Source organism: Actinopolymorpha rutila (genome assembly GCF_013407855.1).
Lineage (GTDB): Bacteria > Actinomycetota > Actinomycetes > Propionibacteriales > Actinopolymorphaceae > Actinopolymorpha > Actinopolymorpha rutila.
In genome coordinates this window covers 6,689,639-6,710,322 of record NZ_JACBZH010000001.1, presented here as the reverse complement: position 1 = coordinate 6,710,322, position 20,684 = coordinate 6,689,639, and the positions used below count along the sequence as shown (strand labels likewise).

28 protein-coding genes are annotated in these 20,684 nt (G+C 68.6%); 14 read left to right on the top strand and 14 right to left on the bottom strand.

Annotated elements, in window-relative coordinates:
- Nucleotides 1-124: 124 nt before the first annotated feature.
- Both F4554_RS30225 and F4554_RS30220 read right to left on the bottom strand, forming a co-directional pair.
- On the bottom strand, nt 125-514 hold the full coding sequence (locus F4554_RS30225) for a protein kinase family protein (protein WP_179790993.1): 390 nt from the start codon (nt 512-514) through the stop codon (nt 125-127).
- Between the two features lie 18 nt (nt 515-532).
- Nucleotides 533-1,435, bottom strand: a complete 903-nt coding sequence (locus F4554_RS30220; RefSeq protein ID WP_179790992.1) for a phosphotransferase — start codon at nt 1,433-1,435, stop codon at nt 533-535.
- 218 nt (nt 1,436-1,653) lie between these two features.
- Between F4554_RS30220 and F4554_RS30215 the strand changes: the two genes are divergently transcribed.
- Together F4554_RS30215 and F4554_RS30210 are read left to right on the top strand one after the other, a co-directional pair.
- Nucleotides 1,654-2,571 (top strand): GNAT family N-acetyltransferase, encoded by a 918-nt coding sequence (locus F4554_RS30215; RefSeq protein ID WP_179790991.1) that lies wholly within the window; start codon nt 1,654-1,656, stop codon nt 2,569-2,571.
- Between the two features lie 22 nt (nt 2,572-2,593).
- Nucleotides 2,594-3,604, top strand: coding sequence for a phosphotransferase (locus tag F4554_RS30210; RefSeq protein ID WP_179790990.1), 1,011 nt, complete (start codon nt 2,594-2,596; stop codon nt 3,602-3,604).
- 17 nt (nt 3,605-3,621) lie between these two features.
- On the opposite strand, the gene F4554_RS30205 is transcribed toward F4554_RS30210, so the two are convergent.
- Nucleotides 3,622-4,023 carry a hypothetical protein gene (locus tag F4554_RS30205; RefSeq protein WP_179790989.1) on the bottom strand — a complete coding sequence of 134 codons (402 nt, stop codon included), beginning with the start codon at nt 4,021-4,023 and terminating at the stop codon, nt 3,622-3,624.
- A gap of 10 nt (nt 4,024-4,033) precedes the next feature.
- Here F4554_RS30205 and F4554_RS30200 point away from each other — a divergent pair, with 10 nt between their 5' ends.
- The 3 genes from F4554_RS30200 to F4554_RS30190 all read left to right on the top strand — a co-directional run bounded on the left by F4554_RS30200 (nt 4,034) and on the right by F4554_RS30190 (nt 6,591).
- Nucleotides 4,034-4,246 (top strand): hypothetical protein, encoded by a 213-nt coding sequence (locus F4554_RS30200; protein ID WP_179790988.1) that lies wholly within the window; start codon nt 4,034-4,036, stop codon nt 4,244-4,246.
- A 49-nt stretch (nt 4,247-4,295) separates the two neighbouring features.
- Complete coding sequence (locus tag F4554_RS30195) at nt 4,296-4,955, top strand: SGNH/GDSL hydrolase family protein (protein WP_179790987.1); 660 nt, start codon at nt 4,296-4,298, stop codon at nt 4,953-4,955.
- 154 nt (nt 4,956-5,109) lie between these two features.
- Nucleotides 5,110-6,591 carry a globin domain-containing protein gene (locus F4554_RS30190; RefSeq protein ID WP_179790986.1) on the top strand — a complete coding sequence of 494 codons (1,482 nt, stop codon included), beginning with the start codon at nt 5,110-5,112 and terminating at the stop codon, nt 6,589-6,591.
- On the opposite strand, the gene F4554_RS30185 is transcribed toward F4554_RS30190, so the two are convergent.
- A complete protein-coding gene (locus F4554_RS30185; RefSeq protein ID WP_179790985.1) occupies nt 6,561-7,754 on the bottom strand; it encodes a CehA/McbA family metallohydrolase domain-containing protein in 1,194 nt (397 codons plus the stop codon). The two genes, F4554_RS30190 and F4554_RS30185, sit on opposite strands and share 31 nt — an antisense overlap.
- A gap of 40 nt (nt 7,755-7,794) precedes the next feature.
- On the opposite strand from F4554_RS30185, the gene F4554_RS30180 reads away from it, so the two are divergent.
- Nucleotides 7,795-7,983, top strand: a complete 189-nt coding sequence (locus tag F4554_RS30180; RefSeq protein ID WP_179790984.1) for a hypothetical protein — start codon at nt 7,795-7,797, stop codon at nt 7,981-7,983.
- Between the two features lie 24 nt (nt 7,984-8,007).
- On the opposite strand, the gene F4554_RS30175 is transcribed toward F4554_RS30180, so the two are convergent.
- The 3 genes from F4554_RS30175 to F4554_RS30165 form a co-directional block, all read right to left on the bottom strand.
- Nucleotides 8,008-8,622 (bottom strand): hypothetical protein, encoded by a 615-nt coding sequence (locus tag F4554_RS30175; RefSeq protein ID WP_179790983.1) that lies wholly within the window; start codon nt 8,620-8,622, stop codon nt 8,008-8,010.
- Nucleotides 8,623-8,752: 130 nt separating this feature from the next.
- On the bottom strand, nt 8,753-9,256 hold the full coding sequence (locus F4554_RS30170) for a GNAT family N-acetyltransferase (RefSeq protein ID WP_337796259.1): 504 nt from the start codon (nt 9,254-9,256) through the stop codon (nt 8,753-8,755).
- A gap of 104 nt (nt 9,257-9,360) precedes the next feature.
- Nucleotides 9,361-9,615 (bottom strand): helix-turn-helix domain-containing protein, encoded by a 255-nt coding sequence (locus F4554_RS30165; RefSeq protein ID WP_179790982.1) that lies wholly within the window; start codon nt 9,613-9,615, stop codon nt 9,361-9,363.
- Between the two features lie 204 nt (nt 9,616-9,819).
- Here F4554_RS30165 and F4554_RS33885 point away from each other — a divergent pair, with 204 nt between their 5' ends.
- The 3 genes from F4554_RS33885 to F4554_RS30150 are packed head-to-tail and all read left to right on the top strand — an operon-like array spanning nt 9,820 to nt 11,489.
- Nucleotides 9,820-10,584, top strand: a complete 765-nt coding sequence (locus F4554_RS33885; protein ID WP_179790981.1) for a phytanoyl-CoA dioxygenase family protein — start codon at nt 9,820-9,822, stop codon at nt 10,582-10,584.
- Nucleotides 10,581-11,102 (top strand): AAA family ATPase, encoded by a 522-nt coding sequence (locus F4554_RS30155; RefSeq protein ID WP_179790980.1) that lies wholly within the window; start codon nt 10,581-10,583, stop codon nt 11,100-11,102. Before F4554_RS33885 ends, F4554_RS30155 begins: the two co-directional genes overlap by 4 nt.
- A gap of 33 nt (nt 11,103-11,135) precedes the next feature.
- Complete coding sequence (locus F4554_RS30150; RefSeq protein ID WP_179790979.1) at nt 11,136-11,489, top strand: VOC family protein; 354 nt, start codon at nt 11,136-11,138, stop codon at nt 11,487-11,489.
- Here the strand turns inward: F4554_RS30150 and F4554_RS30145 are convergent.
- From F4554_RS30145 to F4554_RS30135, 3 genes are all read right to left on the bottom strand, one after another.
- On the bottom strand, nt 11,473-12,429 hold the full coding sequence (locus F4554_RS30145; protein WP_179790978.1) for an aminoglycoside phosphotransferase family protein: 957 nt from the start codon (nt 12,427-12,429) through the stop codon (nt 11,473-11,475). The genes F4554_RS30150 and F4554_RS30145 overlap by 17 nt on opposite strands.
- A gap of 72 nt (nt 12,430-12,501) precedes the next feature.
- A complete protein-coding gene (locus tag F4554_RS30140) occupies nt 12,502-13,119 on the bottom strand; it encodes a class I SAM-dependent methyltransferase (RefSeq protein ID WP_337796258.1) in 618 nt (205 codons plus the stop codon).
- Nucleotides 13,116-13,631 carry a MarR family winged helix-turn-helix transcriptional regulator gene (locus tag F4554_RS30135; protein WP_179790977.1) on the bottom strand — a complete coding sequence of 172 codons (516 nt, stop codon included), beginning with the start codon at nt 13,629-13,631 and terminating at the stop codon, nt 13,116-13,118. Before F4554_RS30135 ends, F4554_RS30140 begins: the two co-directional genes overlap by 4 nt.
- A 63-nt stretch (nt 13,632-13,694) precedes the next feature.
- Here F4554_RS30135 and F4554_RS30130 point away from each other — a divergent pair, with 63 nt between their 5' ends.
- The gene (locus F4554_RS30130; protein WP_238341442.1) at nt 13,695-13,937 is read left to right on the top strand and encodes a hypothetical protein; all 243 of its coding nucleotides are present in this window, start codon (nt 13,695-13,697) and stop codon (nt 13,935-13,937) included.
- On the opposite strand, the gene F4554_RS30125 is transcribed toward F4554_RS30130, so the two are convergent.
- Nucleotides 13,928-14,335, bottom strand: a complete 408-nt coding sequence (locus F4554_RS30125; protein ID WP_202889527.1) for a VOC family protein — start codon at nt 14,333-14,335, stop codon at nt 13,928-13,930. The two genes, F4554_RS30130 and F4554_RS30125, sit on opposite strands and share 10 nt — an antisense overlap.
- Before the next feature lie 71 nt (nt 14,336-14,406).
- On the opposite strand from F4554_RS30125, the gene F4554_RS33880 reads away from it, so the two are divergent.
- A complete protein-coding gene (locus F4554_RS33880) occupies nt 14,407-15,015 on the top strand; it encodes a GNAT family N-acetyltransferase (protein ID WP_179790976.1) in 609 nt (202 codons plus the stop codon).
- On the opposite strand, the gene F4554_RS30115 is transcribed toward F4554_RS33880, so the two are convergent.
- A complete protein-coding gene (locus F4554_RS30115; protein WP_179790975.1) occupies nt 15,004-17,067 on the bottom strand; it encodes a beta-L-arabinofuranosidase domain-containing protein in 2,064 nt (687 codons plus the stop codon). The genes F4554_RS33880 and F4554_RS30115 overlap by 12 nt on opposite strands.
- A gap of 188 nt (nt 17,068-17,255) precedes the next feature.
- Between F4554_RS30115 and F4554_RS30110 the strand changes: the two genes are divergently transcribed.
- Together F4554_RS30110 and F4554_RS30105 are read left to right on the top strand one after the other, a co-directional pair.
- Nucleotides 17,256-17,603 (top strand): DoxX family protein, encoded by a 348-nt coding sequence (locus F4554_RS30110; RefSeq protein ID WP_179790974.1) that lies wholly within the window; start codon nt 17,256-17,258, stop codon nt 17,601-17,603.
- Nucleotides 17,604-17,643: 40 nt separating this feature from the next.
- Nucleotides 17,644-18,198, top strand: a complete 555-nt coding sequence (locus F4554_RS30105; protein ID WP_179790973.1) for a DinB family protein — start codon at nt 17,644-17,646, stop codon at nt 18,196-18,198.
- Between the two features lie 37 nt (nt 18,199-18,235).
- On the opposite strand, the gene F4554_RS30100 is transcribed toward F4554_RS30105, so the two are convergent.
- Nucleotides 18,236-18,652, bottom strand: coding sequence for a MerR family transcriptional regulator (locus F4554_RS30100; protein WP_179790972.1), 417 nt, complete (start codon nt 18,650-18,652; stop codon nt 18,236-18,238).
- A gap of 55 nt (nt 18,653-18,707) precedes the next feature.
- Between F4554_RS30100 and F4554_RS30095 the strand changes: the two genes are divergently transcribed.
- On the top strand, nt 18,708-19,622 hold the full coding sequence (locus F4554_RS30095; protein ID WP_337796257.1) for a polysaccharide deacetylase family protein: 915 nt from the start codon (nt 18,708-18,710) through the stop codon (nt 19,620-19,622).
- A 68-nt stretch (nt 19,623-19,690) separates the two neighbouring features.
- Here F4554_RS30095 and F4554_RS30090 read toward each other — a convergent pair whose 3' ends face one another.
- The gene (locus tag F4554_RS30090) at nt 19,691-20,590 is read right to left on the bottom strand and encodes an aminoglycoside phosphotransferase family protein (RefSeq protein ID WP_179791867.1); all 900 of its coding nucleotides are present in this window, start codon (nt 20,588-20,590) and stop codon (nt 19,691-19,693) included.
- Nucleotides 20,591-20,684: the final 94 nt, after the last annotated feature.

Here is a 20,684-nt window from a genome sequence, read left to right as displayed (position 1 = left end):
TACGTCCGAAACGGTGTCCGGTCGCCGGTTCGACCCAAATCCGCCGCTCGTCACAGCCAACGGATCGCTTCCTCGATTCGCCGCACCCACGCACCTGCCTGGGCGGAGCCGGGTGTTGTGTCCGTCAGGGAAAGGACGGCCTGGCAGACCGCGGCCGGAAGGGCGTCGCCGAGACCTGCAGACGTTCCGTACGCGGCAATCGTGTCGTCCCACTGCTCCGGCAGCGCCGAGGTCGTCGGTGGGCCACGCCCTGCCAGTGCTCGTGCATACCCGCGAGCGCACGGGCTGCCGCGGTCGGGTCGGCACCAGGGGTCCAGCCGGAGAGGTTCTCGAGTACGAGCAACGTGGCGCCGCCGTCGGCCTGGACCTCGGCCTCAAGGCATACGGGGACTCGGACGCCCACCACCGGTGCGATCTCGCGGTAGAAGCGCACCTCGTTCGTGAACATCCGGAGTACGTCCGGGATGGAGCCGGGCGTCGCGCGTGCGCGGCGTTTGACGAACGGTTCGGTCACGGCGGCTCCCCGAACCGGTCACGCGAAGTACGTGCGGCAGGTGAGGAACTCGTCGACGTCCGGGTCGCCGCCGCCCTCACAGACCAGCATCCAGAACCGGCAGTACGCCCGGAACTCCTCGAAGCGCGGCAACGGCAGAACCGACTCGTACCCTCGGCGGAAATCCTCCGGGCGGGTGAGGCACGTCTCGACCACCGCCAGCTCCAGTTCGCGCGGGCCCACGACATAGGAGTCGAGGTCGACCACCCCGGCCGGCGTCCCGTCGCGGTAGACGAACTGGTTGCCCGAGATGTCCGGCATGATCGGTGCCAGATGGCCGGTGAAGACGTCCGGATCCATCGCCGTCGCGTGGCGTTCGAACCACGCGCCGATGTCGGGCCGATGCGTCCAGAACCGCGAGATCGTGTGCCGCAGGTTCGCGTTGGTGCGGGCCACGAACTCGACCGGATCGAAGGCCTGTTCGGTGAGCGTTCCGTACTTGTCGTGGGTGCGCAGGTGTAGGCGTGCGACGTACTCCCCGAGCCGTTCGTGCACCTCGCCGGAGTCCGGAAACTCGTCCGGCTCCCACGACGTTCCCTCCACCCAGGTGAAGATGTACGCCGGTCTGTCGCCCACCGTGGTGGCTGCGATCGGACACGGGGCCTCGAGGAGCCCGTCCTCGTCGATGGCGCGGAGGATCGGGTCGACGGACAGCAGTTGGCTGCCGTACCGGAGACCGAAGGTGTCCTGCATGTACTGCCAGAACGGCGAGAGTGCCGTAGGACGTAGCCGCGGAACGCGAAGCGAGTACCGCGCGCCGGATGCGGTCTCCAGCCGGTAGAGGTGATTCGAGTTCAGCGCGACGAAATTGGCAGCGACGACGGTCTCGCCGAGGGCCTTCTCGGCGCTCGCCCGCACCAGGTCCTCGGTCGGCTCTGTCATGCGGGCTGCCTCCAGGCTCTCCGGTCGACGCGGTTCGATCGGCCTGCAAAGTTCAGCAAGCGCCGCCTATTTGGTCAACGCGTTTCACGGACGCCCTGAAGCGGATCAGGTCCTCGCCGAAGCGTTGTCCCTGTTGTAGTGTCGGCTTCGTGCCGCACTGGTAGCGGCCTCCAGCCCGTACGAAGCGCCGTCGTGCGCTGTCCCTTGGAGGTCCGCTCATGTCGTCCGTTCAGGTGCGTCCGTTCCGCCGCAGCGATCGCGAGCAGCTCACCGTCCTGGTCAACCGCCACATCCAGGCGGTGATCCCCGGCATGTCGGTGTCGGCGAACACAGTGCTGAACCAACTCGAACGCGAGCCGGGTGAGCCGATCGTCGATCCCTGGGTCGCCGAACGCCGCACGCTGGTCGCGGTTCAGCACGACCGCCTGGTCGCCGCCGCACATCTCCTTCGCTACGGCGACGGCGAGCCGGTGGGTGAGGGCTACCGCGGCCTCGGCGAGATCCGCTGGCTGGTCTGCTGGCCGCCGGACTTCCCGTGGGCCGACGCCGAGCCGGCGGGTGATGCGCTTGCGGCGGCCTGCCACGCGCAGTTCGACGCCTGGCGGGTCAGCCGACGGTCCGCGGACGGAGCTCTGCCGGCGCCGGCGATCTACGGCGTTCCGGAGCATTGGCCGCACGTGCGCGCGATCTATGAACGGGCCGGGTTCGTGTACGACGGACAGCACACCGAGGTCGTCCTGCTCGCCCGGGTGGAGGACCTGCCCAGCGCGGGTGAGCCGCCGATCCCCGGACTTGTCGTACGCCGGTCCCTGGGCATCAACGGCACCCGCTTCTCCGCCTACCTCGGCGACCTGTGCGTGGGCTACATCGAGGTCGAGAACCTCGCCGACGCCGGACGCGTGGCCCGGCACGACGGCTGGGCCGACATCGGAAACCTGCACGTCCCGCAGGACCACCAGCGGCGCGGGATCGCCACGTGGTTGTTCGGCTCGGTTGCCGACTGGCTGCGGATGGCGAACGTCGACCGCCTGCTGGAGTACGCCATGTCGACCGCCGACGCCGAACTCGCCCTGTTCCGTAAGCTCGGCTTCGTCGAACTGACCCGAACCGACCGCGGGTTCACGGCCGAGCGCTGAAGCTCCGCGGCCCGGAGGAATCGTGGACACGCCAACCCCGCAAGCCATTGCGCAGGCATTCGAGCTCGGACGACCGCTCGGCAGCCTCGTTCACGTCCGGAGCGGCGACACCGACACCTGGCGGCTCGACACGAGCAGGGGCCGCTACTTCGTCAAGAAATACAGGCCGATGTCGGCAGGCCTGTACCTGGGTACGGACCTGGTGGGCCAGCTCGAGGCCGCGATGTCGTTCGAACGTCGTGCACTCGACGCCGGTATAGACATGGCCGATCCGGTTCTGCCGGTGGATCCCTGCGTGGGTTGGCTCGCTCGCGTCGGCGAACGGCTGTTCCGCGTACACCGATGGATCGAGCATCGTGCGCTGCGGGCCGACGATCAGGTCGGCTGCTGGCTCGGCCGGACGATGGCGCGGATTCACCGGTTGGCGCCGCTGGAGCAGATCGGTCTGCCTGCCTGGTGGCATCGGCCCGTCGGGCCGCGCACGAAGTGGGAGGACTGGTTCGCCGAAGCACGGCGACAGAACCGAGTCTGGTCGGAGCTCGCGGGGGAACGGCTGCCGGGCATCCTCGACCTGTCGGCTCGGATCCACCGGCTGTGCGCAGGTGCACCGGATCGCGTGACGACGCACGGCGACTTCAAGGCGCACAACATGCTCATGGCGAGGACGGGTCCGGTCCTGGTCGACTGGGACGCCGTGCGGGAGGACAGCGCGGCGCTCGAAGCGGGCCGGGTGGCGTACATCTTCGGCGCGGGTGAACCGGAGCGGGTCGACGAGATCCTGCGTTCGTACGCCGATGCCGGTGGTGACCTCGCCTGGGCCGGACCGGACCTCTTCCTCAGCGTGGCGCGACACGATCTGCACGTTCTCTTCGAACGGGTGCAGGTCTCGCTCGGGGAGCTTCCTGCGTCGTGGTGGATGGGCGACGACCAGAGGAACGAGCAGACCATCGGCGACCTGCTGCGCGAACTGACTGCCAAGGTGGCGCGTCTCGACCAGCTTGCCGTCAGCACCGGCGACCTCAGAGCGCGTTGATGTCGGTCATGCTGCGCTCAGACCGTACGAGCAGCCTGGACGATCGCCGCGAGTTGGCCGGGTGACGGAAGGTCGGCCAGGAACCTCTCCGCCTGCCGTTCGGCGTACTCGCGCATGGAGGGCGGCATCTCGGTGTCCATCGCCGCGGATATCTCGTCGGCCAGGTAGTTGAGGTCGCAGGCCAGCCCGAAGCTGAACGCCCCCAGGTCCGAGATGTCGGCCGTCCCGCCGGCTTCGCGGTAGGCCGTGACGGTCTCCCGGATGCCGGCGATGTCCGGCTGCCCGTTGTGCAGGTGCCAGGTCCACAGTTGTGACGCGAGTTCACGGCTGGGACTGATCGGCCCGATCTCGTCCCAGTCGATGAGGGTGAACGCGCCCGAGGTCTGGTCGACGAGCACGTTGGCGGGACCGAGCGACATGTTGTCGCTGATGGACGACGCCTTCGAAGCCGGCGGCGCGAAGCCCTCGACCGCTTCCTTCTATGCGGGGCTGGCCAAGCTCGACAGCTTTCCGTCGGCGTACGGGGTCCCACTGAACTTCACCTACGGACGAACCGGCGCTACCCAGGTGTGGGATCTCAGGGGAGACTCGTCCTGCCGATGTCTGAGGGCGACGGGTGGCCCTTATCGGGTTGCCGACTAGTCCACCGAGCCGGCATCGAACACCGAGCCGAGATCGAAGGGGAAACTCGATGACCGAGAAGAACATCATGTGTTTCGGTGATTCCCTCACCTGGGGCTGGGTGCCGGTGGCGGAGGGCGCCCCGTCGTGGCGGTATCCACGCGACGTGCGGTGGACGGGAGTGCTCGCCGACCGGCTCGGCGACGGCTACCACGTCGTCGAGGAGGGGCTGAGTGCGCGCACCACGACAGCCGACGACCCGGCGGACCCGCGGCTCAACGGATCGACGTACCTTCCGTCCGCGCTGGCCAGCCACCTGCCGCTCGACCTGGTCGTCGTGATGCTCGGTACGAACGACACGAAGTCCTATCTGCGGCGCACACCGAACGAGATCGCGACCGGCATGTCTCTGCTGCTGTCCCAGATCCTCACCTCGGCCGGTGGGGTCGGGACCGGCTATCCGGCGCCGAAAGTCCTGCTGGTCGCCCCGCCGCCGCTGGCCGAAATGGGACACCCGTGGTTCGAGGTGATCTTCGAGGGGGGACGAAAGAAGACCATCGAGCTTGCCCGGAAGTACGAGGCGCTGGCGAGCTTCCTGAAGATCCCGTTCTTCGACGCGGGCTCGGTGATCAGCACGGACGGTGTCGACGGGATCCACTTCACCGAGGACAACAACCGCGTGCTCGGCGAAGCCCTGGCCGGCGAGGTGCGGCGCATCCTCGGCGACTGAACCGCCACGCAGGGACTCCCGCTACTCTGCCTGCGTCGGCGGGACGCGGTTCCTGCCGGGGACGGATGTCAGGATGCCGAAGTCGCGAACCACCCGCACGGGGAGGCGAGGGGAAGCGGTCGCACCGCCTCCCGCTTCCCTCGCGCATCGTGTCATGCTGCGGCATTCGCCGGGCTTCCGGCCGTTCCGCGGCGCCGGGCTGTTCGACCGGATCGGTGGGCAACCGACGGTTGACAGGCTGGTCGACGCTCTCTACGACGGCTTCGAGAACGACGAGCTCCTCCGGCCGCTGTTCCCCCGGGACCTCGCCGACGGGCGTGCGATGCAGAAGCTGTTCTTCGCCGAATGGCTGGGTGGCCCACACCGGTACAGCGAGCAGGCCTACGGCAGTCTGCTCCACCGGCACGAGAGTGTCCCGGTCACCCGTGCGGTTGCCGGCCGATGGCTCTGGCACTTCCGGCAGGCACTGAGCGCCACGGTCGCGGCGGAGGACGACCGGTGGACGATCCTCGACCAGGCCCACTCGCTGGCGTTGGCGCTCGTCAACCGGTCATCGCCGGCTGCCGGTGAACGTCGACAACACGTTGCCTTGCACGGAGTCGGTGGTCGTGTCGTCAAGCGGGCAACGGATCTCGCGCGTCGCGGTGACGTCGCCGGAGTCGATGCGGCGTTGGCGGAGGAGCCGGACCTGCTGATTCCCACGTACGCCGGCGCGATCATGCAGGAGGCCGCGCTCGCCGGGCGGGCCGATGTCGTCGGGTCGCTACTGCGTCACGGGGTCGGAGCCGACACTCCCTTCCGTCTGCAGGTAGGCGTGGTCGGCCGTGCGTACGAACGGGTGGTGTTCGCGACGCCGCTGTGCGTGGCGCGGCTGAAGCGGCGTCCGTCGGTCGAGTCGCTGCTGTTGGAGGCCGGTGCCAGGGAGGACGTCTTCACCTCCGCCTTCCTCGGCGACCATTCCTCGCTCGTACGAACGCTTGAGGACGAACCGGACCTCGCACGGTCGCCCGATCCGGCGGTGGACGTCCTCGACATCACACCCGTCGACCACGCGGTCGCCGGCGGACAGGTCGAGGCGCTGCGGGTGCTCCTGGGCCACATCGCGGCACCGTGGGACGGGGGAGCGCGCGCCCTGCGGGGTGCCGCCGAGCACGGGAGCGTGCCGATGGTCGAACTCCTGCTGGACCATGGCGCGGACGCGACCCGGATCGGTGTGGGCCGCTGGGTGCTGCATCCCGAGCTCGCTCCATTGCTGGCCGGGAGCGGGGCGTCGATCGACTCCTCCGGGTCGTGGATCGGCGCTGCCTGCACCGGAAACCAGGCCCGCAAGGACGACCCGGACTACGTACGGGCCCTGCTCCGGTACGGCGCCCGGGCGGACGACCGCCGGACCGGCGAACCCGGGCGTACCAGTGGAGTGGAGGCGCTGAACGCCACGGCTCTGCACTACGCGGCCAAGGCAGGCTTTCTGAGGACGATCGAGGTGCTGCTCGAACACGGTGCGGACCCTCGTGCCCTGGACAGCCGTGGCCACACGCCGCTCGACTGGCTGGAAACCGCCGCCCGGTCCGTTCCCCGGGCGGCGGTCCGAGAACTGCTGGCGTCTCAGGGTTCGACGAAGATCGGGTTCGAGTAGAACCAGAGGTCCTCCCACGGGTTGGACCCGTGTGCGTCGGGCAGCGGTTCGAGTTCGTCGGTGTTGGTGCCGCGGACCCGGACGTACATCGGTCCGTCGACGTCGCGCAAGGTGTGCTTGACGACGATCCAGTCACCCTCGCGCTTCCAGTCGCCCGCGTCGTAGCGGCCGACGACCTTGGTGGTGGAGTTGGTGTCGGCCGAACGGTCGGTGACGCGGCCGGTGATCTGACCGGTGATGACGTCGACCCGCTTCACCTGCGGGCGGTCACCGGCGGAGTTGTCCCCGCGGGGCTGGCGGACCCGTACCTCCACCTCGACGTCCCGGCGGTTCTTGTTGTTCAGCCGGAGCGTTTCGCCCACGGTCACCGAGTTGCCGGGCTGTGCCGTCGCGGTCAGGTCGAGCCGGTCGATCAGGTCCCCGAGCGTCACGAAGATCCGGCCCTTGCGCAGCGCGTCGAGAACGTCCGCGTAGTCGGTCGTCGCGTGTACGTACGTCTTGGAGTACTCGCCCGGCCAGAAGTCCGAACCGCCCTCGGTGTAGTGCACGTGCGAGTCGGAGGTGGAGGTGATCCACCACCGCCGGCCCTCACCGAGCAGGGAGTTCCACAGGCCGCCGAGCCGTGCGGTCATCTGGTCGAACCCACCCATGGTGGGGTAGCTGCCGTACCCACCGCGAGCTCCAGTGGGATCGATCGTGCCGTCGTTGTTGAGCGCACCGGCCTGGTGACCAGGAGCCCCCTCGAACCCGGTGAGCACGTCGGGTGCGGTGTCGTTCCAGTTGCGGAACTCCTCGGGGGTGTCCAGGCCGTACGCGCCGAGGCCGGTGGCCGAGCGGGCCGGGTGGTTGGCGAACATGACCGGCTTGTGCGGGAGCTGGCGCATCACGCGGAGCGCCTCGACCATCTTCGCCTCGGTGTTCTGCGAAGGGTCCGCGGGGAACGGGTCGCGCGCGCCGAACCGTCGTTCGAGGTCGAAGAGGATGTCTCGTTCCGTCGCGACCCGCGGAATGATCAGGCTGGAGTGGTCGGCGGCGGGGGTGTCCAGCTCTATGCCGTAGAACTGGAGTACGTCGGGAACCGCGCGACGCGCCTGCAGCAGGCTCGGATAACGCTGCTCGGCGTCCAGCTTGGAGTGGTTCGGGCCGCCGTGGTCGGTGGACACGATCCAGCGCAACCCGTACCCGGACGAGAGCTGCGCTCGGATGGGGATTCCCGCACCACCACGCGGTCGCCGCCTTCGCCTCTTCTGCGACGCGTACGGACTGCTCGAGCGCGAGGAGTTCCTGGATCAACTGCACGTACGGCTGCTTGCCATGGAAACTGCGTTCGCGCGTCGCAGCATCGACTACTTCGACACCCACAGGGCAGATTGGCAGCGGCACCTTGCGTGACAGGAGACGTCCGCGTTCCCGGGCTCATGTCTGACCAGCCGCCCGCGCGATGAGCCGGTCGATCGCCACACGAGGGAACGGCGGGGCGTGGTCGGTTCGGCCGACGATGCGTTCGAAGCAGTCCATGGCGGCAGCGACCAGAGCGAGTACGTCGGCCGGTCTGGGACTCGCAGGTACGGCCGGCAGAAGGTCGGCGAGCGAGTCCTGCACCGTGGGACCCGGGTGCACGCAGGTGCCTGTCTCAAGCTCGCGAACCGCCAGCGCCGCGGCCAGGCAGTGATCCATGAGTTTGAGCGCGAGCTGCGTGGCGAGCAGCCGCTCGCCACGGGCCGATCGTCCGACCGCTCCCATCGCATCGAAGAGGATCTCGTTGGCGATATGGGCCAACGATTCGTTGTTCACCACGGGTCTGAGGTCGGCCAGCAGTTTCAACCGGTCGTTCACGGACTGTTCCTCGATCACCATGATGTCGAGGTGGCGCCCGTCGTCAAGCAGAACCTGCGTCACGCCCGAGTGGGGAGGGAACGGCCAATGCTTGTAGGCGACCGACTCGCCAAGCTGGTCCAGGGGCGGAAGCCAGGTGCGTTCGGGCCAGAACGACGCGAGCGCGCCATCGGGGACGACCACCAAGGCGTCCACGTCACTCCACTCGTCAACCGCACCAGCCGCGAGCGACCCGAACCCCTGGACGCGGAGCGCCCCGTGAGCAAGGGAGGCAGTCTCGATGAGGCGAAGTGCGCTCAGCTGCCACATGATCGCCTGCGCCCTGTCATGGCGTGAGTTCCTTGAGGTAGTAGACGAGCGTCCAGTGCCACTCCGGTCTGCTCTCGCGGCCGGTCTCGACATAGCCGATGCCTTCGTAGAAGGCCATGGCCTCAGGCATGTTCGTGGCTGTGTCGAGCCAGGTCTCGGTGAAGCCGCGACGTGCCGCTTCGGCTTCCACAGCAGCCATCAGGTTGCGTCCGACGCCGCGCCGTCGCAGGGCCGGGTGGACCCGGACGTGCACGACTTCGGCTCGTCCCGGCTGCCCGGTCGGCTGGAAGCCTGCCATCCCGACCAGGTGGCCGCCCGCCTCCGCCACGAGGAGGTCGCCTCCCGCTTCGAGCAGCGATGCGGCCGGGTCGGCGAGATCGGGGAACTCCGCCGGTGGTGCGCAGGAAGCGGGCAGAGGGATCGGGACCGACGAGTCGGCGGTGGCGCCGTGGTGCGGCAGGACCGCCATCGCCCACAGAACCGGCAGGTCTGTCGTTCGTACGGTTCTGATCGTGATCACGGAGGCAGCCTGACATCACCGACTCCGCAGCGCAGCTTGGTTTCTGCGCACTGCAGGCCCGGCGTCCGGACCCTGCGAGCCCGAGGTCGCGAGCCTGACGGGTCTCAGTCGACCGAGAAGCGTTCCCAGGCGGACTGACGGCTCACGCCGAGTGCCTGGCCGATCTGCGCCCAGGTGATGCCCTGCTTGCGCGCCTCGCGTACGGCTTCGGCCAAGGATCCGTCGAGTGACTTCGTGCCTTCGGTGATGCCCGTGATCACCTTCAGCGGCTCGGCGCGCCAGTCGCCGCTGATGCCGAGAGTCACCTTGACGTGCACTCTGTCCTCGCTGCCGTCGTGGTGTTCCGTCGTCTCGATCATGGTGTCAGGGTGGCCTGACGGTGATCATCTGTCAAGGATTCCTGACGAAAGTTGGTGGAGCGAGATGCCCCGGTTGATGTCCTACGCTCGGCTGGCATGAAGGACGTGGCAGCGCGCTGGCAGATACCGTTCATCGACGAGCGATGCTCCGCGAGCCGTTGATCGTCGCAGATCGACCGATCTGAAAGGGATTCTGAGATGGGCGTGAGTGACAAGGAACGGTATCTGTTCGACCTCAACGGTTATCTCCTCCTACGCGGAGTGCTGGACACCGACGAGGTGGCGCGACTCAACAAGGTGCTCGACCAGCAGGGGCTGGACGATCTCGACGAGGCCGGACGAGAAGGCGCTCTGGAGTGGCTGCCCAACTTCGGCGAACCGTTCCTGGATCTCATCGACCACCCGCGCGTCCTGCCGTACCTGATCGAGTTCGTCGACGAGCGAGTCCGGCTCGACCATTCGTACGGCATCCAGATGGTCGCCGGCTCCCCTGGCCTGGACCTGCACGGTTTCCCCGACGACCGGCCACGCAACTGCGCCTGGTACCACGTCCGCAACGGCACCATCTCCGCCGGACTGACCGTGGTGAGCTTCGCGCTGACGGACGTCTCGGCGGAAGACGGCGGTTTCGTGTGCGTTCCCGGTAGCCACAAGGCGAACTTCCCGTCCCCCTTCCTGGACACGCGAGCAGATCGTGACGATCCCTGGGTGCGCCACGTGGAGCTGAAGGCCGGCGACGTCGTTATCTTCACCGAGGCACTGACCCACGGTTCGTTGGACTGGAAGGAGCCCGGGCTGCGGCGAGCGCTGTTCTACAAGTACGCGCCCGGCCAGTGGGCGTGGCTGTCCCATCAGTGGGCTCCGCACGAACTCGAGCCGTTGACACCCAGGCAGCGTGCCATGGTCGGAGCTCCAGGCGTCGTCTACGCCGACACCCGCCGTCCGCGACAGCCGATCGAGATCTCGTGATCGTCTGGCTGAACGGACCCTTCGGTGCCGGGAAGACGAGCACGGCGACCGAGCTGGTACGCCTCCTGCCGAAGTCGCGCATCTTCGACTCCGAGCAGGTCGGCTTCATGCTCGGACACGTGCTCACCACCGAACGCGTGGCCGACTTCCAGGACCATCCACCGTGGCGGCCGTTGGTGGCGCAGACGGCGATCCAGCTCCTGCGTTATGTCGGTGGGACGCTCGTCGTGCCGCAGACCGTCGTGGTGCAGGAGTACGCCCGGGAGATCTTCGATGCGCTGGCTGCAGAGGGTGTCAAGGTCAGGCACTTCGTGCTGGACGCGAAACACGACGAACTCGTACGCCGCATCGAGCACGACACCGAACTCCCGCAGGCGAAGGAGTGGCGGCTGAGGCGGCTGGCGGACTACCAGGCGGCGTTGCCGTGGCTGCGTACCTCCGCGACCGTGGTGGACACGAACCAGAAGGCACCCACTGACGTCGCCACCGAGATCATCGGCCGGCTTGAAAACGCTTAGGCGCGAACGCAGCCGGCGGCTAACGTGGCGTGGATGCAGATAGTCGTGACGCTGGACTGCCTCGACCTCGATGCGCTGGCCGAGTTCTGGGAGACGGCCCTTTCGCCGTTGGCATATCGGCGTGGTTTCGACGCACCGCCCTACCTGAGCCTGGTGTCCGAGCAAGGCCCACCGCTACTTCTGCAGAAGGTTCCCGAGCCGAAGTCGGCAAAGAACCGGATGCACCTCGACCTCGGCGTACAGGACCTGGAAGCAGAGGTGGATCGTCTGCTCCGCCTCGGCGCGAAGACGGTTGCGACAGACCTGACCGAGCACGGCTTCCGGTGGGCGGTTCTCGCCGACCCCGAGGACAACGAGTTCTGCGTGTTCGTCAAGCCCGCAGGCTGAGAGCGGAGCCGATGATCGCGTCGTGCATGGCGCGGTCGCCGATCGACAGGTGCCACGACGCCGCCTGGACGCCGAGGGCGAACAGCCACCTCCGGGTCCGCTCGCGGTCGAGCTCGAGCCAGTCGGCCAGGGTGTCCACCCGGGCGGGAGTGACCGCGCCGTCCAAATCGTGCTGGAGGAACAACGCCGCGTCGTAGGACGGATCGCCCACCATGGCGAGCGGATCGATGGCCAGCCAGCCGCGTTGCGACAGCACGACGTTTCGCCGGTGGAAGTCGCCGTGTAGCAGGACGGAACGATCCGCGGACTCCGGCAGCGAGGTGAACAGCCGCGCAGCTTCAAGATACGGAGCGGTGTCGACGACGTCGCCGAACTGCTCGGCACGCTCCTCCATCAGCAAGCCACGCTTGCCTGCCGCCGTGTCCAGTGACTCCAGGCGGCCGGACTCGGGCAGTCCGGGTAGGCCGGACAGGTCGGCGGCCCACAGGTGCGGCAGCACGGCCACCGCTACGTCGTCCGCGTCGGCCGGCGGGAGATGCTCGGCGTGCGTGCCGGGTACGCAGCACTCCATCAGCGTGGCCTGGATCGCCTCGTCGTGCGCGAACAGGCGTACGGCACCTCGGCCTGCCCAGGCCCTCAGAGCAGTGACGTGATCACTGGTGACGGGCATCGGCACGGTGATCTGGAGGACCGCCAACTCGCCGTCCCTGCGCCGCACCGGAGCGGTCCAACTCGAGTCGCCACCGGGTTCGAACGCGGGCAGCAAGGTGAGGTCCCACCTGCGTGCGCAGGTCGCGATCAGGCGCGGGAGTTCCTCCAGCCAGCCGGCGCCTGCCGGGTAGTACGAGCGGATCCTCTCCGCGAGGCCGGCGGGGACGAGACGGGCGACGTCGCCGGCTCGGGTGCCGGCAGCGTGCGCTGCGTTCGTGGCCTCGGTCACGACGTTCCCCCTTCAGGCCGACCGGCTGAGGGGAAGTATGCCGGACTGCGCCCCGTTCGGAGCGAGATCGGCCTACGACTTGCGGGCGTGGACGCGTTCGATCGCGCCGAGGGTGAGGCGTTCGGACTCCTCGAAGGTGATGGCGAGCCCGGCAAGGGTGGTGACCGGTCGGCGGGTGTAGTGCTCACCCTGCAGAGGTCCGCTCGCCAGCTCCGCCGCACGTTGCACCGCACGCAGCCACCACGAGGACGAGGCCACGTGGTCGGCCAGCAACAGGCTTCCTCCCGGCCGGAGTACGCGAAGTGCCTCGACGAGAGCGGCGCGTTCGTCCGGTACGCAGCACAGGGAGAAGGTGCAGACCACGGTGTCGAACGTCCCGGCAGGAAACGGCAGCGCACCCGCGTCGGCATGGTGAAACGTGACGGTGCGCCCATCCTGGTTGGCCTGCTGCCGTGCGATGTCCAGCATGGCCGGACTCCAGTCGACGGCTGTCAACTCGACGTTGCGGGGGTAGTGGCGCAGGTTGGCGCCGGTGCCGACGGCGACCTCCAGCGTGGCTCCGCGGGTGCGTCCGCAGACCCAGCGGCGGCTGTCGGCGAGGAAGCGGCGGTCCACGCCGGCCATCTTCGTGTCGTACGAGGGGGCGCGCCGGTCCCAGTACTCGACCAGGGCGCGGGCGGACCGCTTCACGACGCCGGGGCCTTCGACGTACCGGCCCTGCCTCTGGCGCCGCCGGCACCGTCGACGCCGTTGTCGGCGTCGCAGGCCCCGCCGGCAATCTGCGCGAGCGCCGACTTCACGTCCGCGAGGCGGTCGTTGCCGAGCGCGTCGACCCAGCGGGACTCCAGGTCCGCGAAGTACTTCGTCGCGACCTCGGCGGCTTGCGTACCGCGGTCGGCGTAGACCACGACCCGACCCCGGCCGTCGGTCGCGTCGGGAACCCGGCGGACGTAGTCGTGGCGTTCGAGATAACCGACGAGCTCGCCCATCGCCTGCGGAGTCATCCCGGCGCGCCTGGCCAGCGTGGTGGGCCGGGTGCCGCCGCAGTCCATGAACCGGAACACGTTCAGGCAGTGCGTGGGTCGCAGGTCGTCGTAGCCGGAGTCCACGAGGTGCTGGACCAGGTCGTCCATGAGGAGGGCGAACGACTGGGCGATGAGCTGCGGCAGGAACGGCGCCGAGCTTGTCTCGTCTGCTGGCATTTCTTAAGGTTACCTTCTAAGGTTGCCTGAGTACAGTCGGATGGTGAGGGGCGTGAGAGTGTCGTGAACGTACGCAAGATCGCGCGGATGCTGGTGGGTGCGGTCCTGGTCGCGCTCGGTGCCCTGTGGGTGCTGCAGGGAGCCGACCTCGTACGCATCAAACCCGTGCTGTGCGTCGCTGACTGTCAACCGCTGGTTGGCGGTTCACCCGGCTGGCTCGCCGTCGGCGTGGTCGCGTTCCTCGCCGGGCTCGCTGTGCTGACCGTGCGCCGGCAGCGGAGCCGGTCCGGGCAGCGTCAGGAGTAGAGGCAGAACGGGTGGCCCGCGGGGTCGAGCATGACGCGCACGTTGTCCTGCGGCTGGAAGTCCGCGACCACCGCGCCGAGTTCGACGGCATGCTCCACCGCCACGTGGAGGTCCTGCACCTCGACGTCCAGGTGCGACATCATCTGCTGTTGACCCGGCACCTCCGGCCACACCGGCCGGACGTAGTTGGCCTCGCGCTGAATGGCGAGGTACGCCACGCCCTCACCGGGGTAGAGCGTCACCCAGTTCGGCTCGTTCCCCCTGATCTCCCAGCCCAGCACCTCGGCGTAGAAGGCGCCCAGCACCTGGGGGTCGGGCGCGCCCAGCACGACACCCCAGTAGTCGCTCCTCTTCGCCGGATCGGCCGAGGGGTCGGGGGTGGCTCGTCCACGCAGCATGCGGGCAAGCAGACCACCCGCGCCCGTCGGGGGTCAATAGCCGACGATCCGCGGCCGGTACGGTCGGACGGGTGACAACAGTCGAGATCGCCGTCGCCACCCCGGCCGACCGTGACCGCGTGATCGGTTCGCTGGTGGCCGCGTTTCCCAACGACCCGGTGCTGCGGTACCTCTTCCCAGACGAGGACACCTACCCGCCGTACGCCGCGGCCTTCTTTGGCGACCTGTTCGACCGGCGGGTGCACAGCCAGGCGATCTGGACGGTCGCCGGCGGCGCCTCGGTCGCGATGTGGCAGCCCCCGTCGACCGGAGCCGGCTCGGCGGACTCGGCGGACTCGGCGGACTCGACCGATCCGACCGGCGACGGCCTCGACGCGCGGTTGCCGGCCGAGGTCCGGGCACGCGTGCGTGCCTACGACGAGGCCGTGCACGCGGCGCTGCCGACCACGCCGTTCTGGTATCTCGGTGTCCTCGGCACCCATCCCGACAGTGCGGGCCGAGGCTTCGGTCACGCCGTCATGAACGCCGGGCTGCGCCGCGCGGCCAAGGACGGTCTGCCGGCGGTCCTGGAGACCAGCAACCCCGCCAATGTCGAGATGTACCGCCGCGCCGGTTGGCAGGTGGCGCGAACAGTCGAGGAGCCCCTGCCCATCTGGGTGATGACGCAACTACCGCGCTGAGGTCTCCGGCTCCGCCGCCGGGAAGACCGTGAGCCGGAGGAGTGTGTTGCCGTACGGCACGAGTTCGATCCGCTCGACCCCGTCCTCCAGGCGTTCGGCAAGAGTGTCCGGCGCGGGGAGCGGGGGAGTCAGGGCGAACCGGCCCTCGACCTCGTGCTCGACCATGCGGAACCGGCCGTTCTCGAACGACGGCAGCAGACGGCTCACCCGGTCGGTCTCGACCAGAGCCCACTCGCGTACGCGCCGGGCCGGCACGCTGACCCGTACGGCCGGAGTGTCGACGTCGAGTGGAAACGCATCGCTGTCCGTCCACACCACCTCGGCGGCGTCGGCGAGGTTCGTCTCGTCGACCGCCAGCGCGTACGCCCACGCGCTTTCCGGGACGAGCGTGTACGCGGGAAAGCCGGGCAGCCGGTGCTGCGGCCCGGACAACCGGAACTCGACCGGGGTCTGTTCCCAGTCGTCCTCGGTGTCGGCGGTGAGGGTGGCGGAGACGGGAAGGCTCAGCGTCAGCGGGCCGAGTTCGAGGCTGATCCCGCCGTCGGCCCAGTGCCTCGACGTCAGGGGGAAGGGAAGCTGCACCTCGACCCGATCGCCTGGGTGCCATTCGCGTTCGATCCGGCAGAAGGTGCCCGGGACCGGAGCCCGGTCGATCGGATCGCCGCCGACGGTGACAACCGGCGCTTGACACCACTCGGGGATGCGTACCGTGAAGGTGAAGTGGGCGGGACGTTCGGGCGTCACGGTGAACGCGACTCCCGGCTCGAAGGGATACCTCGTCTGTTCCTCGATCGTCACTGCCGTGCCGGCAAGTGACACCTCGATCCGGCTCGGGCCGAACAACGCTGCGACGATCTCCTCACCCCCGCCGCCACTCGGGCCACCAATCGGGCCGTCATCCTGGCTGCGCATCCACATGCGTTCGACGTAGTTCGGCAAGGCGCGCTGGACGTTGCCGGTGCAGCACTGCACCGGATGACCCGGGCGGAAGGACATCCGGTTGTCACCACGCGACATCGGGTTGTGGTTGCTGGCGTTGGTGGCGATCACCTGGTTGGCGCAGGAGAAGTACTGCAGCGCGGTGAAGTCCTTCGTCACCGCACCGGGAAGTGCGTTGAAAACAACGCGTTCGAGCCGGTCCGCATAGCGCGGGTCGCCGGTGATCCGCAGCAGATACCCAAGCGACCAGGTGTGGTCGGAGATGGTGCAGGTCTCGTGGGACTCCAGCGGCCCGTTGCCGCTCATCGCCTCCGCGCCGGAGTGCAGCCCGTCGGCCAGCAGGTGGTCCCGTTCGACCTTGGCGTACGCGTGCACCGTCGCGTCCAGGCTGTCGCGGTCGCCGGTCGCCGCGTACATCAGCGCGCCGAGCTTGGCGAGTTCGTTGAAGGTCACGCCGTGCGTCGTGACGGGCCGGTCCGAACGCATGCCGGCCAGGGTGAAGTCGCGAGCGTGCTCACTGTCCTGGGCGTTGAACCGGGCGTACAGGTCGGTCGCCTGCTCCAGCAGGTCGGGCGCACCGGTCTCGGCGTACAGCGCCAGCAGGATCTCGACTCCGGACACGTCACGCGCGAAGCCCATCGGATGCGGCGTACTGCGGTAGTGACGGACGAGCGCGTCGATCAGCCGCCGGTCGCCGGTGATGTCGTACTGCGTGAGTACGGCGCGGAAGAAGACGAGGTACGCCCACCGGTCGCGGTCGCGGAACATCTCCGGGCCGATGAAGCCGTCCGGCGCCGCCGTCGCGATCGCGCCCTCGACCTGCGCCACCGCCAGCTCGCGTACCGAGTCGTCACCGGCCAGGAAGCCCGCCTTGAGCGCGCCGTCCACCCAGTACGCCGTCTGTTCGTACGGCCACCAGGCCATCGCCGGGTCGGCCACGTCCGGCAGCTTGGACGGGTCGTCCCAGAAGGTGTGGTCCAGGGGATAGCCGCTGGCCTGCGGGTGGCCGGTGATCCCGGCGCACTGGCGGCGGAGGAAGTCCAGCAGCCAGCCCCGCGGCCGGACCTGGGCCAGCCGAACGGGTTCGTACCGGGCGTGTGGCAGTGCGGCCATCGCAGGCTCCGAACGTGATCGAGGTGGCAAGGACCGAGGTACGTGGACCGCCGTGACGCGGACGCGCCGGGCGCTCTCCGCCAGTCTCCCAGAGCGTTGTCACACGGGTGTGCTGCCCGGTGTCTACGAGGTCAGGTCCGGCCGGCCAGGAGCCGGCCGGCGGGTAACCGCTGAAGGGAGCGCCTTCCATGTCCGTTGCACATATCGTGGTCACCCTCGCGGCAGCTGCCTGGGTGGGCTTCTCCGCCCTCGCCGTCTTCATGCACGCGAAGTGGGTGGTGGGGTCGTTGGCGGAGTACGGCGTTCCCCGGTCCTGGTGGCCGTGGCTCGGTACTGCCAAGGCGGCGGGCGCCGTCGGACTCGTGGTCGGACTGTTCGTCCCGTTCGTCGGTGTGGCGGCGGGTGTCGGTCTGATCCTCTACTTCGTCGGCGCGCTGATCACCGTCGTGCGGGCTCGCTCGTACGCGCACATCCCGTACCCGCTGCTGTTTCTGGCGCCGGTCGCGGTCGCGCTGGCGTTGGGCCCGGGGGTCTGAGCATCGCGTGTTGCGAGGGCCGACGTCCTAGACTGCCTGGATGAGCGAGCGGGAAAACTCGGTTGCCGTCGTACGCGAGGATCCGCCGGTCTCGGCGGGGGAGCGGGCGATGCTCGAGTCGTGGCTGGAGTTCCACCGGGCGACTCTCCTGACCAAGTGCGAGGGCCTCGCCGACGAACAGCTCAGGACCAGGTCGGTGCCGCCGTCCACGCTCAGCCTGTTGGGCCTGGTCGGTCACCTGACCGGCGTGGAGCGGAACTGGTTCCGTTCGGCGTTCGCATCCACCGCATCCGTGGGTGCGTCGGAGACCGACACCACCGACGGCGCCGACGACCGTAAGGACATCGACTTCGACGATGTTGCGGACGTCGACACGGCCACCGTCATGGCGCGCTTCCACGCCGAGGTCGCCCACAGCCGCCGCGTCGCGGCAGGTCAGCCGAGCCTGGACTCGCTGGGCACCGGAATCCGTGGCGGACAGCGCATCGCGCCCTCGCTGCGCTGGGTCTACGTGCACATGATCGAGGAGTACGCCCGTCACAACGGCCACGCCGATCTGCTGCGGGAACGCATCGACGGAGTCGTCGGCGTCTGACCCGAGTCGAGTTCCGGGCGGCCACCGACGTAGCCACTTACGCGGGCAGGGCCTCCGCCTGCGCCTTCGATCGCGCGGGGCGACGCTTCACCCGCGGGGTGGTGACGGCTTCCAGGTAGTCGGAGATGGCGCTCAGGTTGCCGGTCAGGAACTCCACCTGCCGGGCGATGCGGTCACGCTCGCGTTCCAGCGCCTCCACGACGTCGGGTGTCGCGTCGTCGGCGCAGACCAGCACGGCCGGGGTGTTCAGGCAGGGAAGGATCTGCTGGATGATCCTGGTCGGGAGGCCGGAGTCCAGCAGGCCGCGGATCTGCGCCACCCGGTCGACCGTGCGGTCGTCGTAGTCCCGGTAGCCGTTCGGCAGCCGCTCGGCGGTGATCAGGCCCTGTTCCTCGTAGTAGCGCAGCAGCCGGCGGGAAGCCCCGGTCCGCTCCGCGAGCTCACCGATCTGCATGACTTCTCCGTTTCCGCTTGACCATCACACCAGTGTGAAGGTTCACGATAGCTGCGTGACGACCGATTCGTCCGGGACAACGGAGGAAATCATGGAGAACACGCTGTACGACTACAGCCCGATCACCGAGCGCGCGCCCATCCACTGGCCGGGTGGTGCACGAGTGGCGTTCTACGTAGGCCTGAACGTCGAGCACTTCCATCTGGACAAGCCGTCCACCAGCATCATCCAGGACACGTCCACCCTTTTGCCGGACGCGCTCAACTACGGCTGGCGCGACTACGGCGTACGCGTGGGCATCTGGCGGCTGATCGAGTCCCTGGACCGGCACGGCATACGCGCGAGCGTCCTGCTCAACTCCGAGGTCGCCGAGCACTACCCGCAGATCATCGAGGCGGGGCGAAGTCGCCAGTGGGCGTGGCTGGCCCACGGCCGCACCAACTCCGCCCTGCACGCCGACCTGGAGCCGGAGGCCGAGGTCGCCGAGCTGACCGAGATCGTGGAGACGATCCAGAAGGCCACCGGGCAACGACCGCTGGGGTGGATGGGTCCCGCGCTGACCGAGACGCTTTCCACGCCGCGGTTGCTGGCCGACCTCGGGCTGCGGTACGTACTGGACTGGACGAACGACGACCAGCCCTATGCCCTCAACGTGCCGGGCATGCTGAGCGTGCCGTACACCGTCGAACTCAACGACCTCGGCATCTTCGGGCTCAAGGGCTTCACCGGACCGGACTTCCTGCAGATGTTCACCGATCACCTCGACCAACTGGTCGCCGACGCGGGCGACAGCGGCCGGGTGATGGCGCTTGCCCTGCACCCGTTCGTCATCGGGCAGCCGAGCCGGCACAAGTACCTCGACAAGGCACTCGAGTACGCAGCGAACCACCCCGACGTCTGGCTGGCGACCAGCGACGAGATCGCCGACCACTACAACCGGGAGGTCCTGGGAACGATCCCACGATCGTGACGGTCGGAGCCCGCGGCGGTCGGAGCCTACTGCCTGCGGCTTCGGCGTCAGAGCGGAAGGATCGAGGGTCAGGGCGTGGGCGAGTCCTCGACGAGGCGGGCCACGGTGCGCAGGGCCATCGTGCTCATGGCCGGATTCGTGTGCTGGTAGTACCACCCGGCGCCCATCGCCTGTTCGAACGCCCACGCCTTGCCGCGTTCCCATTCCAGGTCGTCGCAGCCGAGTTCGCGGCGCAGAATCCGGCGAGGGCCGGCTTCGAGCAGGTGCCAGGCGCCGACCAGATCGAGGGCCGGGTCGGCGGGTCCCAGTCCACCCACGTCGAGTACGCCTGCCAGCTTCCCGTCTGCGACGAGAACGTTGCCCGGCACGAGGTCGCCGTGGGTCATCACGTCCGGGTGGTCACTGCGGGGCAGGTCCCGCCACCTGGCCCACACCAGACGCAGGTGTGGAACGTCGAGCAGTTGCTCGCTTTCCCGGAAGCAGGTCTCCATCCATTCCTCGTGCCGGCCGAGCTCCCCGCCGCGTCCGGAGCCGCTGAACGTGCGGCCCCGTACGTCGATCGTGCGTACGTCGCGGACGAACTCGGCCAGGTCGTACGCGAAGGCCTCCGACCCGCCCGGGTCGTCCTCGGTGGCGATGACGCCGGGCACCCAGGTCTGGACCGACCACGGCATCGGGTAGCCGAAGCCCGGCTCGCCCATGCCGAGTGGCTCGGGAGTGGGGAAGCGCGTACGCCCCAGCAGTTCGCGGGCCGCGTCGGCCTCGCTCTCCAACCAGCGCCGTGCCGTCTCAATGTCCTGCGGCTGCAAGGGAAACCGTGCCGTCAGGCGTTCGCCGAGGCGAAAGATGGCATTGACAGTGCCCGTCGAGGCGAACTGCCGGACAGGCAAGTCTCGCCACTGTGGGAACTGGCTGCGGACGAGTTCGGACACGGTGTGCGGCGAGATGGTGAGCTGGTCGGTATGCATCTGCACGCCTGGAGGATGCCGTCTGCCGCCGTACGCTCGCAAGCTCGTTTAGGGCATGTCCTGGGCTCACGCTTGCGTATTGACCGAACGGCCA

Coding starts and splice junctions, on each gene's coding strand:
- F4554_RS30205 (WP_179790989.1), bottom strand. CDS start 4,023: ATGTCGCTCGGTCCCGCCAACGTGCTCGTCGACCAGACCTCGGGCGCG.
- F4554_RS30190 (WP_179790986.1), top strand. CDS start 5,110: ATGCTGCGGCATTCGCCGGGCTTCCGGCCGTTCCGCGGCGCCGGGCTG.
- F4554_RS30195 (WP_179790987.1), top strand. CDS start 4,296: ATGACCGAGAAGAACATCATGTGTTTCGGTGATTCCCTCACCTGGGGC.
- F4554_RS30180 (WP_179790984.1), top strand. CDS start 7,795: ATGGGGATTCCCGCACCACCACGCGGTCGCCGCCTTCGCCTCTTCTGC.
- F4554_RS30200 (WP_179790988.1), top strand. CDS start 4,034: ATGGACGACGCCTTCGAAGCCGGCGGCGCGAAGCCCTCGACCGCTTCC.
- F4554_RS30150 (WP_179790979.1), top strand. CDS start 11,136: ATGCAGATAGTCGTGACGCTGGACTGCCTCGACCTCGATGCGCTGGCC.
- F4554_RS30105 (WP_179790973.1), top strand. CDS start 17,644: ATGAGCGAGCGGGAAAACTCGGTTGCCGTCGTACGCGAGGATCCGCCG.
- F4554_RS30215 (WP_179790991.1), top strand. CDS start 1,654: ATGTCGTCCGTTCAGGTGCGTCCGTTCCGCCGCAGCGATCGCGAGCAG.
- F4554_RS30165 (WP_179790982.1), bottom strand. CDS start 9,615: ATGATCGAGACGACGGAACACCACGACGGCAGCGAGGACAGAGTGCAC.
- F4554_RS30100 (WP_179790972.1), bottom strand. CDS start 18,652: ATGCAGATCGGTGAGCTCGCGGAGCGGACCGGGGCTTCCCGCCGGCTG.
- F4554_RS30115 (WP_179790975.1), bottom strand. CDS start 17,067: ATGGCCGCACTGCCACACGCCCGGTACGAACCCGTTCGGCTGGCCCAG.
- F4554_RS30220 (WP_179790992.1), bottom strand. CDS start 1,435: ATGACAGAGCCGACCGAGGACCTGGTGCGGGCGAGCGCCGAGAAGGCC.
- F4554_RS30125 (WP_202889527.1), bottom strand. CDS start 14,335: ATGCTGCGTGGACGAGCCACCCCCGACCCCTCGGCCGATCCGGCGAAG.
- F4554_RS30110 (WP_179790974.1), top strand. CDS start 17,256: ATGTCCGTTGCACATATCGTGGTCACCCTCGCGGCAGCTGCCTGGGTG.
- F4554_RS30090 (WP_179791867.1), bottom strand. CDS start 20,590: ATGCATACCGACCAGCTCACCATCTCGCCGCACACCGTGTCCGAACTC.
- F4554_RS30135 (WP_179790977.1), bottom strand. CDS start 13,631: ATGCCAGCAGACGAGACAAGCTCGGCGCCGTTCCTGCCGCAGCTCATC.